The organism is Bradyrhizobium viridifuturi, assembly GCF_001238275.1.
Taxonomy (GTDB): domain Bacteria; phylum Pseudomonadota; class Alphaproteobacteria; order Rhizobiales; family Xanthobacteraceae; genus Bradyrhizobium; species Bradyrhizobium viridifuturi.
Genome location: NZ_LGTB01000063.1, coordinates 19,208 through 35,548 on the forward strand (window position 1 = coordinate 19,208; position 16,341 = coordinate 35,548).

At 65.2% G+C, this 16,341-nt stretch carries 14 protein-coding genes and 3 pseudogenes; 8 read left to right on the top strand and 9 right to left on the bottom strand.

The window, feature by feature from the left end; genetic code table 11:
* Positions 1-73: 73 nt before the first annotated feature.
* From ALC15_RS37860 to ALC15_RS37875, 4 genes are all read left to right on the top strand, one after another.
* Entirely contained in the window at positions 74-1,324 is a 1,251-nt protein-coding gene (locus ALC15_RS37860) for an MFS transporter (RefSeq protein WP_050631688.1), read from the top strand.
* Positions 1,325-1,327: 3 nt separating this feature from the next.
* Positions 1,328-2,032, top strand: a complete 705-nt coding sequence (locus ALC15_RS37865; RefSeq protein WP_128089710.1) for a hypothetical protein — start codon at positions 1,328-1,330, stop codon at positions 2,030-2,032.
* An 80-nt stretch (positions 2,033-2,112) separates the two neighbouring features.
* Positions 2,113-2,328, top strand: a complete 216-nt coding sequence (locus tag ALC15_RS37870; protein WP_050631680.1) for a hypothetical protein — start codon at positions 2,113-2,115, stop codon at positions 2,326-2,328.
* Positions 2,329-2,509: 181 nt separating this feature from the next.
* Positions 2,510-2,908 carry a nuclear transport factor 2 family protein gene (locus tag ALC15_RS37875; protein WP_050631681.1) on the top strand — a complete coding sequence of 133 codons (399 nt, stop codon included), beginning with the start codon at positions 2,510-2,512 and terminating at the stop codon, positions 2,906-2,908.
* A 73-nt stretch (positions 2,909-2,981) separates the two neighbouring features.
* On the opposite strand, the gene ALC15_RS37880 is transcribed toward ALC15_RS37875, so the two are convergent.
* The 7 genes and pseudogenes from ALC15_RS37880 to cyoA form a co-directional block, all read right to left on the bottom strand.
* Positions 2,982-3,518 carry a response regulator transcription factor gene (locus ALC15_RS37880; RefSeq protein ID WP_050631682.1) on the bottom strand — a complete coding sequence of 179 codons (537 nt, stop codon included), beginning with the start codon at positions 3,516-3,518 and terminating at the stop codon, positions 2,982-2,984.
* A pseudogene (locus tag ALC15_RS37885) lies at positions 3,508-4,837 on the bottom strand (ATP-binding protein). The gene ALC15_RS37880 and the pseudogene ALC15_RS37885 overlap by 11 nt, the downstream one beginning before the upstream one ends.
* 25 nt (positions 4,838-4,862) lie before the next feature.
* Entirely contained in the window at positions 4,863-5,648 is a 786-nt protein-coding gene (locus ALC15_RS37890) for an SURF1 family protein (RefSeq protein ID WP_167350192.1), read from the bottom strand.
* 44 nt (positions 5,649-5,692) lie between these two features.
* A complete protein-coding gene (cyoD, locus tag ALC15_RS37895; RefSeq protein WP_050631684.1) occupies positions 5,693-6,097 on the bottom strand; it encodes a cytochrome o ubiquinol oxidase subunit IV in 405 nt (134 codons plus the stop codon).
* On the bottom strand, positions 6,094-6,729 hold the full coding sequence (cyoC, locus tag ALC15_RS37900) for a cytochrome o ubiquinol oxidase subunit III (protein WP_050631685.1): 636 nt from the start codon (positions 6,727-6,729) through the stop codon (positions 6,094-6,096). Before cyoC ends, cyoD begins: the two co-directional genes overlap by 4 nt.
* Positions 6,726-8,728 (bottom strand): annotated as a pseudogene (gene cyoB / locus ALC15_RS37905) (cytochrome o ubiquinol oxidase subunit I). The gene cyoC and the pseudogene cyoB overlap by 4 nt, the downstream one beginning before the upstream one ends.
* A 10-nt stretch (positions 8,729-8,738) precedes the next feature.
* The gene (gene cyoA / locus ALC15_RS37910) at positions 8,739-9,905 is read right to left on the bottom strand and encodes a ubiquinol oxidase subunit II (protein WP_050631686.1); all 1,167 of its coding nucleotides are present in this window, start codon (positions 9,903-9,905) and stop codon (positions 8,739-8,741) included.
* 225 nt (positions 9,906-10,130) lie between these two features.
* Here cyoA and ALC15_RS37915 point away from each other — a divergent pair.
* The 3 genes and pseudogenes from ALC15_RS37915 to ALC15_RS48040 all read left to right on the top strand — a co-directional run bounded on the left by ALC15_RS37915 (position 10,131) and on the right by ALC15_RS48040 (position 12,873).
* A pseudogene (locus ALC15_RS37915) lies at positions 10,131-11,437 on the top strand (MFS transporter).
* A 184-nt stretch (positions 11,438-11,621) separates the two neighbouring features.
* The gene (locus tag ALC15_RS47755) at positions 11,622-11,780 is read left to right on the top strand and encodes a hypothetical protein (protein WP_347336355.1); all 159 of its coding nucleotides are present in this window, start codon (positions 11,622-11,624) and stop codon (positions 11,778-11,780) included.
* 874 nt (positions 11,781-12,654) lie between these two features.
* Positions 12,655-12,873, top strand: a complete 219-nt coding sequence (locus ALC15_RS48040) for a c-type cytochrome (protein WP_430649224.1) — start codon at positions 12,655-12,657, stop codon at positions 12,871-12,873.
* 152 nt (positions 12,874-13,025) lie between these two features.
* On the opposite strand, the gene ALC15_RS37925 is transcribed toward ALC15_RS48040, so the two are convergent.
* Together ALC15_RS37925 and ALC15_RS37930 are read right to left on the bottom strand one after the other, a co-directional pair.
* A complete protein-coding gene (locus ALC15_RS37925; protein ID WP_050631687.1) occupies positions 13,026-14,519 on the bottom strand; it encodes a M48 family metalloprotease in 1,494 nt (497 codons plus the stop codon).
* Between the two features lie 53 nt (positions 14,520-14,572).
* Positions 14,573-15,316: a thermonuclease family protein gene (locus tag ALC15_RS37930; protein ID WP_094194374.1), complete on the bottom strand. Its 744-nt coding sequence runs from the start codon at positions 15,314-15,316 to the stop codon at positions 14,573-14,575.
* A gap of 408 nt (positions 15,317-15,724) precedes the next feature.
* Between ALC15_RS37930 and ALC15_RS37935 the strand changes: the two genes are divergently transcribed.
* Positions 15,725-16,341, top strand: a 617-nt coding sequence (locus ALC15_RS37935) for a hypothetical protein (RefSeq protein ID WP_157860979.1), incomplete at its 3' end; no start/stop codon positions are given.

Genomic DNA, 16,341 nt, shown 5'->3' on the forward strand with positions numbered 1-16,341 from the left:
GGCTGATCGCTGCGACTCATGACCTGCTGCTGTGCGCTGGCGGCGATATCGCGGAACCGGCGAGGGGCGCGGCATGCTTGCAGGACGGTCGCTGGGGCGCGGTTACGACTGGCTGTGGACCGCATTCGCAGTCTCGACGTTCGGCACCGGGTTCGCCTTCGACGCCCTCCCGCTGCTCGCGATCCTGGTGCTCCATGCACCGCCGGAGGCGGTCTCGGTGCTGGCGGCGGTCGGCCTCTTGGCCGGGGCCGCGGTGGCGCTGCCGCTCGGGCCGTGGATCGAGTTTCGCCGCAAGCGGCCGGTGATGATCGCGATGGATCTGATCCGCTTCGCCGCGACCATCAGCGTTCCCATCGCATTCGTGCTGGGACGGCTGAGCTTCGCCCAGCTCGTCATCGTCGCCGTCATCATGGCCGCAGCCGATATTGCCTTCCGCGCTGCGAGCGGCGCCTGCCTGAAGGCGCTGGTCAAGCCAAATGAACTGGTGGTCGCGAACGGGCGGCTCGAAGCCACGACCTGGACCGCGACCGCGATCGGCCCGCCGCTCGGCGGTGCGGCGATCGGCGCGCTCGGCCCTGTCGTGACCGTGATCGCCAATGCGGTCAGCTTCCTGCTCTCGGCGGCGGCGATCCGGCGGATCGGCGGCAGCGAGCCGGCGCCCGTCCAGCGTCAGGCGCAGGCGTTTCGCCCGGCCGAGCTGATCGAGGGATGGCGGGCCATCCTCGCGCACCCCGTGCTCCGCCTGCTGTTCGTCAACAGCGTGCTGGTCAACGGCCTGATCATGGCGACGGCGCCGCTGCTCGCGCTGCTGATGCTGCGTGATCTCGGCTTTGCGCCCTGGCAATACGGGCTCGCGTTCGGAGCGCCCTGCATCGGCGGCCTGATCGGCGCGCGGCTGGCGCCCTCTCTCGTCGCGCGGTTTGGGCAGCACCATGTGTTGCTGGCAGCCGGTACGCTGCGAGCGTGCTGGTCGCTCGGGCTCGCCTTCATGCCGCATGGCGCAGCCGGCATCGCTGTCGTGTTTGCGCTTCAGTTCGGTCTCGTCACCTGCATCGGCATCTTCAATCCGGTGTTCGCGGCCTATCGTCTGGCCCAGATCGAGATGGAGCGCACGGCGCGCGTGCTCTCGGCCTGGACCATCACCAGCAGCTCGACCATCGCGGTGTTCACCGCGCTGTGGGGCGTGCTCGCGGGCCTCGCCGGTGTCCGTGCCGCGATCGCGCTCAGCGGCCTGCTGATGCTCCTGACCCCGCTGCTGCTGCCGCGCCGGGCGCTCAAAGCGTGGGAGGGGCAAGGCTCCCCGCGAGCAGAAGTCTTTCGATAGATCGTGAACCGCGAAGGCGGGCAGGCGGATGTTCCAGGCTGTCTGCACCGTCGGGCTCTGGGGCGAGCGGCGCTCATTGCCGCATTACCTCGAAACGGAACGCCCGTACCTTTCGCGCGTTCGCTCGACAATGGAGGAGAGCGCACGATGGTATCAAGGACAGGCATTTTCTTCGCAGGCGCCGCAACGACTTTCATCGTCCTCGGTGCCGGGTTCGGCGGCGGGCTATTGATGGCAGATTCGGCGTTCAACGCGCCTGCCGGCGCCCGGACGCGCGCGTCCTCGCCGGCACCTGCGGAACCGGCACGCGTTGTCCTGCCATCCACGGCAGAAGCCGCGCCGGCGCCGCAACCCGTCGCCCAACGGGAGCCGATCACGCCGGAGCCAGCGCCGGCACCACAGCCGCAGGTGCAACCGGAGCCGCTCAGGGATGCACAAGCCCCCGTCGAGAAGCAGCCGGACGCGGTGGAGGCCAGAAAATCGGACGTTGCGGAAAAGGAGCGGCGACAGCGCTACGCCGAACGCAAGGCCAAGCGCATTGCGGCTGAGCACGCGAAGCGTCAACAGCGACGCATCGAGCAAGGAGACCAGCGCCGCGAAGGTCCGGTGCTGCTGGAGCAGGCAGAACGCCGCGAAGTGCCGATCATGGCATCCGAAGATGATGATTCCCCGCCTCGTCCGTTCGCGAATTTCTTCGGACATGACTGAGCGCATCACGAAGTGAAGGAATCGAGGAACAGTTCGGGATCAGGGAACGTTGATGTTGATATAGAAGGCCCGTTCATCTGATGGCTAACGAAAACTCCATTGCTTCCACGACCAGCCCTGAGCAGCGCATCGAGCAGGCGTCGGAAGCGATCCGTCAGATGGCTGAGCACAGCGTATTCGAACCCTTGCCGCAACAAGATCGGTGGCTGCATCACCTGAGTGAAGCGACCAAGGCGGCCCCACTTCAATCACTTGCCATTGCATTCCTGCTAGGGGTCTTTCTGGCCCGCCGGTAGCGTCTCGGTGAGACAGCAACGGCGCTCGAAGCTACGTAAACGATCCTGACCAGAATCGCCCCGGGTTGCCCGTGTTCGCGGACGACCAAGGCAATCGGAGCGCGGCATGCTATGTTGGCCGCCCTGCCGCTATTTGATCGACATTCATGTGACCCATCAATTTGCAGCGAGGAGTAATCCGATGACATCCAATGTTGAGGCAACCAGGAAGGGTTATGAAGCGTTTCAACGTGGTGACATTCCGGCGCTCATGAGGGATCTGATCGACGACGATTGCACGTGGATAACGCCAGGTCCCCAGGACAAATTGCCTTGGGCCGGCACCTTCAGGGGAAAGCAGCAGATTGCAAACTTCTTCGTCCAGGTCGGCGAGAATCTGGAATTCAGCGAGTTTGCGCCGCGAGAGATGATTGAGCAGGGTGACACCGTCGTGGTGCTGGGTACGCTCACGGCGCGGGCAAAGAAGACAGGCAAGACCGTGACCAACGAATGGGCCCACGTCTTCAAGTACCGTGCAGGAAAGGCGGTCCGTTTTCAGGAATACATCGACACTGCGGCGGATGTTGCCGCGATGACGTGACGGAGCAAGAGACGGCAGGTTCAATCAGGCGTGGATCCGCGCGCCTCGTTCTCCCTCATCCGTCTCTGTCGCCTCACTTCACCCGCTGCTTCTCGAGCTTGCGTGCGAGCGTGCGGCGGTGCATGCCGAGGCGGCGGGCGGCTTCGGAGATGTTGAAGTCGGTCTCGATCAGGGTCTGGTGGATGCGCTCCCATTCCAGCGTCTTGATCGAGGTCGGCCGTGCACCGACCTCGATGGCGGCGTTGCCGGCGGCCTTCTGGAACGCGGCCTCGATGTCGTCGGTGTTCGACGGCTTGGCGAGGTAGTGACAAGCGCCAAGCTTGATCGCCTCGACGGCGGTCGCGATGCTGGCAAATCCGGTCAGCACGACGATCAGCATTTCGGGGTCATGGGCATGCAACGCTTCGACGCAGGCAAGGCCCGAGGCGCCGCCGGCCAGCTTCAGGTCGACGACGGCATAGCCGGGCGATTGCTGCTCGAGCAGCACGCGGACCTCGTCGAGCGAGGTGGATACCGCAACACCGTAGCCGCGGCGCTCGAACGAGCGCTTCAGCGTGCGGGCAAAGCCCGAATCGTCCTCGACGATCAGAAGCTGGCGTTCATCCGTCAAGATGGTCTCCGATCGCGAGCGTCGAGAGCGGCAGCTCGAGCCTGACCGCGGCGCCGATGTCCGGCCGGTTGCGCGCCGTCACCACGCCGCCGAGCTTGCGCACCACATTGACGACCAGGAACAGGCCGAGGCCGCTGCCGGGGCTGCCCTTGGTGGACTGATACGGCTTGCCGATATGCGCCAGCATCTCGCGCGAGAAGCCCGGGCCGCGATCGGTCACCGACAGGCGCAGCGTGTCGGCATTGCGCTCGGCCATCAGCTCGATCCAGTCGCGCGAGACCTCGGCGGCATTGTCGAGCACGTTGAAGATCGCCTGCTTGAGCGCGATGTCGGAGACGATCGCGAGGTCGGCGCGAACGCGTTGCGGAAATACAGCGTGGCGGACGGCCGCGTGGTCCGCCATTCCTCGACCAGCGCGGTCAGGAACGCCGCCACCGTGGTCGGCGAGGAGCCTTCGCCGCGGGCCTCGCCGGCCGACAGCAGGATACCCGTGACGATCGACTTGCAGCGCTGCACCGAGATCTCCATCTCGCCGAGGTCCTGCGACAGATCGGGATCGGAGGCGAGCACGGGCATCCGGCGCCAGTCGCCCAGGATGACCGAGAGCGAGGCGAGTGGCGTGCCGAGCTCATGCGCGGCGCCGGAGGCCAGCAAGCCGATCCGAACGATGTGGTCCTGCTCGGCGGCGTGCTGGCGCAGCGCCGCAAGGCGCAGGTCGCGGTCGCGCAGGTTGCGGTTGATCCGCGTCATGAACACCACGAGCAGCACGGCGTCGAGCACGAGGCCGATGAAGGTGCCGGCGATGTACAGGTTGAAGGCGTCGGCAAAGCCCTGCTGCGGCAGCTCCAGCGGTCGGTAATAGCTGGTCAGCCAGGCGAAGTTCATGCAGACCAGCGCCACCAGCGACCAGGTCGAGGGCGCATCGAGCAGCACCGCGCCCAGCGTCACCTGCAGCAGATAGAGCGATGTGAAGGGATTGGTGGCGCCGCCGCTGAGATAGAGCAGGGCGGTCAGCGCCGCCACGTCGAGCGTCAGCGCGACCAGCAGCTCGCGGTTGTTGATGTCGGCGCGGTAGCGCAGCCACAGCAGGCTGACGACATTGAGCGCCACGAGGCCGGAGATCACGGCCGCCAAAGGCAGCAGCGGGAGGCTACGCCCATCCAGAACTGCACGAAGCCGATGGTGACGATCTGGCCGATCACGGCGATCCAGCGCAGCTGGACCAGCAGGGCCATGTTCTTGCGGTTGGTCGCGATGTCGGCGGGCGCTGCGAGATCGTACGGCATGCCGCCGGCCGCGCTCACGGCGGGCGGCATCATGGCCGTGCCGGTCGCGGCATTCTCCTCATGCAGATCCGATGTGCGCTCGAGCATCTGGGCCTGTGTCGCGAGACAGATTGCGGGCTGCGCCGATCAGGCGGCGCACGGCGGCGCGCCTTGAACTCCACCCTGGATCGGAAGCGCCGGCGCGGCTCCTGCTGACGATGCGCAGGAGCGTACCGGTCAGCATAAAGGCCAGCGCGAACCATGTCAGCGCGTAAATCAGGTGGTTGTTCGGAAACCGCACGATCGTGAGCCCGCCGAGGGGGTAGCCGCCCTGGTTCGGCGTCGCATCGGCGTCGATGAAATAGGGAGCGACCTGCGACAATCCGTGCGTGGCGGCGATCGCGGCAACGTCGCGCGAATACCAGCGGCCCGCTGCGGGATCGTTGCTGCGCAGGAAGCCGCCCTTCGGCTCCGACATCCGCAACAGCCCGGTCACGTTGACCGACCCCTGCGGGTTGCCGTCGCTGCGCTCCGCGGGATCGCGCTGGTCGGGCGGAACGAAGCCGCGATTGACCAGCACGGTGGTTCCGTCAGCCATCCGCAGCGGCGTCAGCACCCAGAAGCCGGGGCCTTCGTTCGTCACGGCCTGCACCAGCGTCTCGTCGGCGTTCAGGAAGGTGCCGCCGACCGTGACGCGGCGATATTCGTCGCTCGCGGCCGTGACATCAGGCCATGACGCTTGCGGCGGCGGTGCGACCGGTGCGGCATGCATGCGCTGCTCGACCCGCTCGATCAGCGCCAGCTTCCAGGCCCTGCGTTCGATCTGCCAGACGCCGAGCGCGCTCAGCAGCACCACGCCCAGCATGCCGAGCGTGGGCAGCACAAGCGAGGGTCTGGTAGACCGCTTCGTCACGGCATCTGGCTCATGTCGTGCATCGGCATCATGTTGATGTTGAGATGATGCATGACCCACAGCGAGCCGGTCAGCGCGATCACCACCATGACCACGGTGAAGATCATCGCCATCATGGTCCAGCCGTTCTCCGACCGGGTGTTCATGTGCAGGAAGTAGACCATGTGGACCACGATCTGCACCGCCGCCAGCACCAGCACGATCAGCGCGGTGACCGCCTTGTCGGCGATGGTCCCGGTCATCACCAGCCAGAACGGAATGGCCGTGAGGACGACCGAGAGGCCGAAGCCGATCAGATAGCTCTTCAGCGAGCCGTGGGCGGCGCCGCCATGGTCGTCATGGCCGTGGCCGCCGGCATTGGCTTCGAGGGTATGAGCGTCGGCGTGAGAATTTGATGTCATCGCAGCATTCCCAGGAGATAGACGAAGGTGAAGACGCCGATCCAGACCACGTCGAGGAAGTGCCAGAACATCGACAGGCACATCAGGCGGCGCCGGTTGGCCGTGGTGAGGCCGAAACGCGCGGTCTGCACCATCAGCGTCACCAGCCAGACCAGGCCGAAGGTGACGTGCAGGCCGTGGGTGCCGACCAGCGTGAAGAACGACGACAGGAAGGCACTGCGCTGCGGCGTCGCGCCCTCATGGATCATGTGGGCGAACTCAGTGAGCTCGATGCCGAGGAAGGCGAGACCGAACAGCCCGGTGATCGCGAGCCAGAGCTGGGTCTGGCCGATCTTCGACTTCTCCATCGTCAGCATGGCGAAGCCATAGGTGATCGAGGAGAGCAGCAGCATCGTGGTGTTGAGCGCGACCAGCTTGAGGTCGAACAGGTCCTTCGGCGCCGGGCCGGCGGCATAGTTGCCGCCGAGCACGCCATAGGTCGCGAACAGCATCGCGAAGATGAGGCAGTCGCTCATCAGGTAGATCCAGAAGCCCAGCATGGTGCTGGCGCCTTCCGGATGATCGTGCTCGTCGATGACGTGGAAGACCGGCTCGGAGCCTTGGACCGAGATCTGGGTGGTTGCTACGCTCATGTCTGGGCTCCCGCGGCGAGAACGCGCGTCCGCGCATCTTCGGTCCGCACCACCGCATCCGCCGGGATGTGGAAGTCGCGGTGATAGTTGAAGGTGTGGCCGATCGCGACCGCGAGCAGCGCAACGAAGCTGACGGCGGCGAGCCACCAGATGTACCAGATCAGGGCGAAGCCCATCACGGTTGCAAGGCCGGCGAGGATGATGCCGGTGCCGGTGTTGGACGGCATGTGGATAGGCTTGAAGCCGGTCAGCGGACGCTTGTAGCCGCGGCGCTTCATGTCCCACCAGGCGTCGTTGTCGTAGACCACCGGAGTAAAGGCGAAGTTGTAGTCCGGCGGCGGCGACGAGGTCGCCCATTCCAGCGTCCGCGCGTTCCAGGGATCGCCGGTGGTGTCCTTCAGCTGTTCGCGCCTGAGAATGCTGACTGCGAACTGCACCAGCATCGCGCCGATGCCGAGCAGGATCAGGAAGGCGCCGAAGGCAGCGATGACGAACCAGATCTGCAGGGACGGATCGTCGAACACGCGGAGCCTGCGGGTCACGCCCATCAGGCCGAGCACGTAGAGCGGCATGAAGGCGAAGTAGAAGCCCGAGACCCAGAACCAGAACGACAGCTTGCCCCAGAACGGATCGAGCCTGAAGCCGAACGCCTTTGGGAACCAGTAGTTGATGCCGGCGAACAGGCCGAACAGCACGCCGCCGATGATCACGTTATGGAAATGCGCAATCAGGAACAGGCTGTTATGCAGCACGAAGTCGGCCGCGGCACCGCGAGCAGCACGCCGGTCATGCCGCCGATCACGAAGGTCAGCATGAACGCCACCGTCCACATCATCGGCAGCTCGAAGCGGATGCGGCCGCGATACATCGTGAACAGCCAGTTGAACATCTTCGCGCCCGTCGGGATCGAGATGATCATGGTGGTGATGCCGAAGAACGAGTTGACGCTGGCGCCGGAGCCCATCGTGAAGAAGTGGTGCAGCCAGACCAGGTAGGACAGGATGGTGATGACGACCGTGGCGTAGACCATCGAGGTGTAGCCGAACAGCCGCTTGCCGGAGAACGTCGCGGTCACCTCGGAGAAGATGCCGAACGCCGGCAGCACCAGGATGTAGACCTCGGGGTGGCCCCAGATCCAGATCAGGTTCACGTACATCATCGGGTTGCCGCCGAAATCGTTCGTGAAGAAGTTGGTGCCGACGTAACGATCCAGCGACAGCAGCGCCAGCACCGCGGTCAGCACCGGGAAGGAGGCGACGATCAGGACGTTGGTGCAGAGCGAGGTCCAGGTGAAAACCGGCATCTTCATCATGGTCATGCCCGGCGCGCGCAGCTTGACGATGGTGCAGATCAGATTGATGCCCGATAGCGTGGTGCCAACGCCTGCGACCTGTAGTCCCCATATGTAGTAGTCGACGCCGACGTCAGGACTGTAGCCGATGTTCGACAGCGGCGGGTAGGCGAGCCAGCCGGTGCGGGCGAATTCGCCGACGAACAGCGACATCATCACCAGCACGGCGCCGCCGACCGTCATCCAGAAGCTGAAATTGTTGAGGAAGGGGAAGGAGACGTCGCGGGCGCCGATCTGCAGCGGCACCACGTAGTTCATCAGGCCGGTGACCAGTGGCATCGCGACGAAGAAGATCATGATCACGCCGTGGGCGGTGAAGACCTGGTCGTAGTGATGCGCCGGGAGGTAGCCGTCAGAGCCGTTGAACGCGATCGCCTGCTGCAGGCGCATCATCAGCGCGTCCGCGAAGCCGCGCAGCAGCATCACGATGCCGAGGATCATGTACATGATGCCGATGCGCTTGTGGTCCACGGTGGTGAACCACTCGCGCCACAGATAGCTCCAGAGCCGGAAGTAGGTGACGATCGCGAACAGCGCGAGGCCGCCGGTCGCCACCACCGCGAAGGTGCCGACCAGGATCGGCTCATGCAGCGGCAGCGCTTCCAGATTGAGGCGGCCGAAGATCATCTTGACGAGATCGGGATTCATGCGGTCCTCCTCAGGACTCTGATTTCGGACGCTGGCCGAGCAACTGGGATGTCGATGACGGATGCGCCGGCGAGAACGGCGGGCGCTTCAGCCCGAAGCCGCGCAACGGGGTCAAATCAAGCGGTGCGGTGACCTCGCGCGACGGCGCGTCCTTGATCTCGTCCATCGAGCAGATGCCGGCGACGAAGGTCGGCTCCGTGCCGAGCGGCGCGCCGCGGCGGGCGTATTTGTCGTAAGTCAGCGGCAGCGTATTGTTGAGGCCTTCGCGCCCCAGGCCGCCCTTGGCGTCGATCGCCATCATCTCGCTCATGCACATCTTGCCGGGCTCGACGCACATGTTGAGGATCGCCTTGTAGAGATCGCGATCGACCGAGCGATACAGCCGGACCGGATCGTTCTCGCTCGGACGCTCGAGCTGCAGATAATCGGTGCGGCCGAGCATGTTGGCGCTGGCCTTTGCGGTGCCGATCCACTTGTCGAAATCGGCGTTCGACAGGCTCTTGAAATCGAAGTGCATGCCGGAGAAGCCGGCGCCGCTGTAATTGGCCGAGAAGCCGCGGAAGGTGCCCGGCTTGTTGGCGACCGCGTGCAGCTTGGTCTCCATGCCGGGCATCGCGTAGATCTGGCCGGCCAGCGCCGGGATGTAGAACGAGTTCATCACGGAAGACGCCGTGATGCGGAAGCGGATCGGGCGGTCGACCGGAGCTGCAAGCTCGTTGACGGCGGCGACGCCGTAGTCCGGGTAGATGAACAGCCACTTCCAGTCGAGCGCGACCACCTCGACATTGAGCGGGGCGTCCTTGCTCTCGATCGGCTTGTCGGCGGCGATGCGGCCGAGCGAGCGGTAGGGATCGAGCAGATGGGTGCCCATCCAGGTCAGCGCGCCCAGGCAGATGATGATCAGCAGCGGCGCCGACCAGATCACCAGCTCGAGCTGGGTGGAGTGATCCCACTCCGGCTCGTAGGGTGCCTGGGTGTTGGACTGGCGGTAGCGCCAGGCGAAGAAGACGGTCAGCGCCATCACCGGAAGCACGATGATCAGCATCAGGACGGTCGAGATCACGACGAGGTCGCGCTGTTGGGCGGCGATGTCGCCGGCGGGCGCCAGGACGACGAAATCGCACCCGCCAAGGAGCGCCGCGAACGGCAATAAGGCCAATAGTTTCAAGGCGCGCACGGCTCACCCCACTTGAATTTTATGAGTTCCGCCAAGGGGTAGCTGCGATGCAGCAAAGTTGACATTGGACAATTTGTCCAATGTTGCACTGCGGGATAGAAGCTCAGAAGGTGAGGTGGACCGCGTGGCAAAGTCTGCCCGTGGCCTCATCTCTTGCTTGAGCATGCGGTTCGGAAAACCGGTTCCACTTTTCCATGGCATGCTCCAAAGGACGGTTCTCCGGCGATGGCACAGGCCCCAGCAATGGCTCACGGCACCCCGACCGCGTCAGGTCACGGGCAGGCGAAACCCGGCGAAATCGCCATCGGCGTCATCATCGGCCGCACCTCGGAGTTCTTCGATTTCTTCGTCTACGCGATCGCTCGGTGATCGTGTTCCCGAAGCTGGTGTTCCCGTTCGTCAACGAGCTGACCGGCACGCTCTATTCATTCGGCATCTTCGCGCTGGCGTTTGCCGCACGGCCGCTCGGCACCGTCATCTTCATGGCGGTCGACCGCCGCCACGGCAAGGGCGCCAAGCTCGTCATCGCGCTGTTCCTGCTCGGCACCGCCACGGTCGCGCTCGCCTTCCTGCCCGGCTACGACACGATCGGCGCGGCCGCGATCTGGCTCTTGGCCGCCGCGCGCGTCCTGCAGGGCATCGCCTGGGGCGGCGCCTGGGACGGCCTTGCCTCGCTACTCGCGATGAATTCGCCGGCGAACAAGCGCGGCTGGTACGCGATGGTGCCGCAGCTTGGCGCGCCGCTCGGGCTGATCGTGGCGAGCGCGCTGTTCGCGTTCTTCGCCGGCAACCTCTCGGCGGATGATTTCTTCGATTGGGGCTGGCGCTATCCGTTCTTCGTCGCCTTCGCCATCAACGTGGTGGCGCTGTTCGCGCGGCTGCGCATGGTGGCGACCGATGAATATTCCGAGCTGTTCGAAAGCCGCGACCTGGAGCCGGCGCGGGTCGGCGAGACCGTCGCGCAGGAGGGCCGCAACATCCTGCTCGGCGCGTTCGCGCCGCTGGCGAGCTTTGCCCTGTTCCACATGGTCACGGTGTTCCCGCTGTCCTGGGTGTTCCTGTTCACCAAGGAAAGCCCGGTGCGCTTCCTGATCATCGAGATGATCGGCGCCATGGTCGGCGTCGCAGCGATCATCGCCTCCGGCATGATCGCCGACCGCGTCGGACGCAAGCCGCTGCTGCTGGGCTCGGCAGTCGCGATCGCGGTCTATAGCGGCTTTGCTCCGCAGCTGCTCGATGCCGGTGCGTTCGGCGAAACGGTGTACATGGTGCTCGGCTTCGTGCTGCTCGGCCTGTCGTTCGGCCAGTCGTCGGGCGCGATCGCCTCGAGCTTCGCGCGCAACTATCGCTACACCGCCTCGGCGCTGACCTCGGATTTCGCCTGGCTGTTCGGCGCCGGTTTCGCGCCGCTCGCTGCGCTGCTGCTGGCGACGCATTTCGGCCTGATCTCGGCCGGCGCGTATCTGTTGTCGGGCGCGGTGTGGACGCTGCTGGCGCTGTGGCTGAGCGGCCTGCGCGAAGCCGAAAGCTGATTTACCGGAACAGCCCGTCGACGCGGAACGAATAGCCGAGGCCGACGATGTAGTTCGGGGAGTTGCGGTTGAGCCCGAACGCGACGTGGAGGTCGAGCTGCTGGGTCGGTGTGATCCGGTAGCGCCGCCGGAGTTGATGAGCTGGGTCGGCCGCGCGCCGTCGGGATAGTCGCCGACATATTCGGTGAACACGCTGATCCGCTCGGTCAGCTTCTTCTCGATCACGAAGGTCGCTTCCGACATGTGCTGGCCGGTCAGCTCGGCGGGGCGGAAGAATTCCGTGAACATGCCGCTGATGCCCCAGCCGTCATGCAACTCCCATGACCATGGCAGCTGGATGTAGGGCTGCGCGCCGCGCCCGGCGATCGCAGCCGCGCCGGTCGGCAGCGCGACGCCGGCGGTGATCGACAGGTCGATCTTCCCCGGCAGCGGGCTGATCTGCCATTTGATGGCGGGCGCGACGTCGGAAAAGCCCGAGACGCCGGGCGATTTCACGCTGCCGAACCAGGTCGGCAGGTCGACCAGCACTTCGAGGCAGGGCGCGATCCCGAGCCGCCAGCGGCTGTTGCTGCCGTCGATGCTGCGGCCGGCGTCGCGGCCGGTCAGGTTGACGCCGTTCTCGTTCTGCAGGCTCCCGACCGGCACGACGATACTTGAATTGGTGACGTCGGGCCGGTCGGTCGCAATTTCGTCGCTCGGCCTGGGGCAGCCGTCCGCGCGCGCGGCGGTGGTGACTGCTGCTGCGGCTGTGAGCGCAGCAAGCATGCACGCGAGTCCGGCAAGTCGAGCGACGGCGCCGAGCCGATTGCGAAACACTGGGGATGCTCCAATAGCCCGGCGCCGCTGCGGAGGTGGCAGCTGCGAATCGAGATCGGCGGGGCCACGCCGATATTCCACATGGGCGGGAAAAACTTCAGCGACAACGGCCGTTCTCGGCGATCGATGCGGCTCGCAATTGCGAACCAGCGGAATTCCCGGGAATAGATCGCCAGTGAGGCTGCTCCTGATGGGGTGACCAACAGGAGACCCCCGGGAATGACCATCCGTTCGATCGCAGGCGTGCTGGCGCCGCGGCATGCCAAGACCGCCGCGATGGCGGCAATCGCGATCCTGCTCGCCATGAACAGCGCCCGTGCGGCGGGTGATGCAGCGCGCGGCGCCACCCTGTACCAGGCTGCGGCGATTGCCATTCGATCGACAAGAACGACGTCGGGCCGATGCACAAGGGTGTCGTCGGCCGCCTCGCCGGCTCGGTCGCGGGCTACAATTACTCGCCGGCGCTGAAGAACTCGAAGATCGTGTGGACCGAGGCCAATCTCGACAAATGGCTCACCGGTCCCGATGCGATGGTTCCGGGCACCAAGATGTTCTACGAGGTTCAGGATCCGAAGGATCGGGCCGACATCATCGCCTTCCTCAAGGAGAAGGCGAAGTAGGGCGCTCTCTACGTCTCCCTGCGGAAGCAGGGACCCATAACCACAGGGCAGCGTTGTTTGAGCGCGCTGTGGCCCCAGCGTTTTCCGTCAATCGACAATTGTGGTTATGGGCCCCGGCGTTCGCCGGGACGACAGTGGAGAGACCGCGGTCCTCAATCCACCACGATCTTGACGCGGTCGCGCGGCTTGACCTGGGCGTGGGCGTCGAGGCCGTTGAGCACACGGAAACGTTCGGCCGGATGATCGACGCCGGCCATACGGTGCGACAGCGATTCCACGGTATCGCCGGGCTGCACGTTGATGACCTTGATGCGCAGCGGGCGTGCCGCCTGGATCTCATCGAGGGTCAGGCGACGGAATGAATTGACGGTCTCGCGCGCGTTGCGCTCGCTCTCGGTGGATTTCTGCTTGGCGGCGAAGATGAAGCGGTAGACGTCGCTGCCGAAGCGCAGCGCATAGACCTTGAACTGCCACTGGTCGCCATGCGCGGTGGCTGACGCGGCCGGAAAGCCGTTGATGTTGAGGTCCTCGGTGGAGGATTTCTCGACGCCTTCCATCCAGCCGGAATTCAGGTAGTCGCCGAGCGACTGTTCGGCCGGCACCCGCACCACGTCGAAGCGCATCGCCTGGCTGCCGCCCTCGCGCACGCCGATCACCGCCTGCGCGGTGTTGTCGAGCGTGAAATTGTCGGGTGCGGTGAAGGTGAAGCCGAGCTTGGGATGCAGGAACCTGCGGCCGCGCACGAAGCCTTCGCTGGGATCCTCGCCATAGACGATGTTGTCGATCGCGGCGAGATAGGTCTCGCGGTCGCGCTCGTTGTTCTCGGGCGACGAATATTGCCGCGCGGTGGTCTGCGCGTTGGAGATGCGTTCCGGCGTTGCCGGATGCGACGAGGTGAAGTCCTGCGCGCGCGGATCGAGCGCGGTCTTGCCGATCTTCAGCGCGGCGTTGCGCTCCATCGCGGTCAGGAAGCGCGACGCGCCGTAGGGATCGAAATGCGCGCGCGCGGCGATCCCGACGCCGATGCCGTCGGCCTCGAACTCCTGTTGCCGCGAGAAGCTCGCCATCGTCAGCTTGGTCTTGGCGAGCGCCAGTGCCGTGAGATCGGGGTCGGTGCTCATGTCGGTGACGACGCGTGTCACCACCGCCGCCTGGCGCGCCTGGTCCTCGCGCATCGCGGCGTGCTTGGCCAGCACATGCGCCATCTCGTGGCTCAGCACCGAGGACAGCTCGGAGGTGTCGCTGGCGAGCGCGATCAGGCCGCGCGTGACGTAGAGCTGGCCGGTCGGCAGCGCGAAGGCGTTGACCGCGCCGGAATTGAGGATCGTGACCTTGTAGGCCTGGTCGGGCCGTTCGGAGGCGGCGACCAGCCGCTCGACGGTCTTGCTGATCAGGGCCTCGAGCTTGGGGTCGTCATAGGCGCCGCCATAGGACGACAGGATGCGCTCATGCTCGCGCTCGCTGTTGGGTGTCTGCTGCACCACCCGGTTCGGCTTCACCGGCGCCGCTGCTGCGGTCGGGGTGACCTGCTCGAACCGGCCGACATTGCCGCAGGCCGACAGCGTCAGGGCCGCGCAGACGAGCACAGGCGCTGCCGAAAGGCGGCGGCCAGTTCCATCTTCACGCCGTCCAGCGCGTTCAATCACGTCAAAAACTCACAAATTGTCCCGTGAATCGGCCGGGCTGTGGCCAGAGGCCCCTAGTTCCCGTCGAGCACTTCAATCTGCCCCACCCGGAGCAATTCGATTCGCGGCCCACGTCGCGCTTCCACCCAGCCTCGCACACGAATCCTGCGATTTTCCAGAGATTTGGGCGCAAGCCCGGCCGCCTCGAACGCAGGGACTATGCGCCTTGAAATAGTCAGAGCAAAGTCCCGTGTCCAGTTTCGGCCGAAATTCAGGTAGGTCGTCGCGCCCGCCTGGCGCACGGACAAAACCCTGCCCTCGACCACTGTAAAACGCCCGATCCCGGCCAAAATATCGTCCGGGCTTTCAGCGTTTTTTATGACCGTGGCCTCCGCCCAGGTTCCCGATCGAGCCGTCCGCGCCTCGCTTTCCGCCGCCATCAGCACCGCGGTGCAGTCCTTGTCGGCGGCCTCGGACGACACCAGGGCGAGGCCCTGGCGCAGCAGCTCGGTCTGGACGGGCGTCTCGCGGCCTTCGAGGAAAGCGTAGGCCGGTTGCCGGCCATAGCGGTCCGGCGCGTCGTCCTGTCCGCGAAGCGTCACCTCGCGGCCGACCGATAGCGCTGCTAGCGCTGCGGCGGCCTTCGCCCGGTCCGCCACCTCGATCCCGGCGAGCCTGACCTCGCGGCCGTCGTCCAGCCGCAGGCTGCGTGCATCGACGACAGCGGCGATGCGACCCTCGCCCTGAATCTCGAAATTGCATCCCGCCGCTTCGGCGCGTCCGATGCATGGCGCGATCGCAAGCATGCACACCGTCATCGTCACTGTCCGCCGACGGTGAGGAGATGCTCTATCGCGTGGAGGCGTCATGCTGCACCCGTCGCTCCGGCGCACGCCGTTCGGAGCGTGGTCGCCAACACGAACAGTCTGTCCGAAAGATCGTTTCGGAGCCACTGGCGAAGCGAGGCCGCATCGACGGAGCCGAGCGTGATTCGGCGATTCGTCGCCGACATTTTTGTCGCGGCGCTTCTCATTACGCGCATCGTCATGCTGCGTGTTTCACATTGATGGGTGCCCGCCACGCAGCCAACACGTCGCCTGTATCGCCGATTGCGGCGAAGATTGCCTCGGGAGCCCGCGCAGCGCGGTCTCCGCGCCCGTCAACCTTACCGATTGACCATCGCAACTCCGTGCGCGGAATGAGAATTCGTTATTGTTGCCAATGGCTTGCGGCGCAAGGTAACTATTCGGCAATTTTTTGAAAACAGCGGCCGATCACGGTCGCTCATGCATATTGCCGAGGTCCTTGTGTCGAATCCCGTTGTTCTGACGCTGACGACCAGCGATCCCGTCCACGATTATACCCAGCTCTACAACGCGATTTCGGCGATCAGCGTCGGCGGTGGCCTCGCTGCTGCCAACACCGATTACGTGATCAACTTCTCGCTCTCGTCTGGTGCGCGCACGCTGCAATTGCTGGACGATCTGCCGGCCATCAATCTGATGAACGGCTCGACGCTCACCTTCGACGGCAACTCCGACTACAACAATCAGCTCGGCGGTCAGGACTACAGCGACGTCATCGACGCGCGCGGCTATCAGGGATTTGTCGTCACCTCAGGCACGGTGACTTTCAAGAACCTCACCATCATCAATGCGGTTGCAAGCGGCGGCAATGGCGGGGTCGGTGGTGGCGGCGGTTCGGCGGCCAGGACTATTACGGCTACCACGGCAATGGCGGCAGCGGTTACAGCGAGGCGGGCTCCGACAGCCAGCATCCCTCGACCGGCGCACAAAACGCAGGCGGCACGCCGGCGACAATCGAGGGTGCGGCGGGCGGTGGA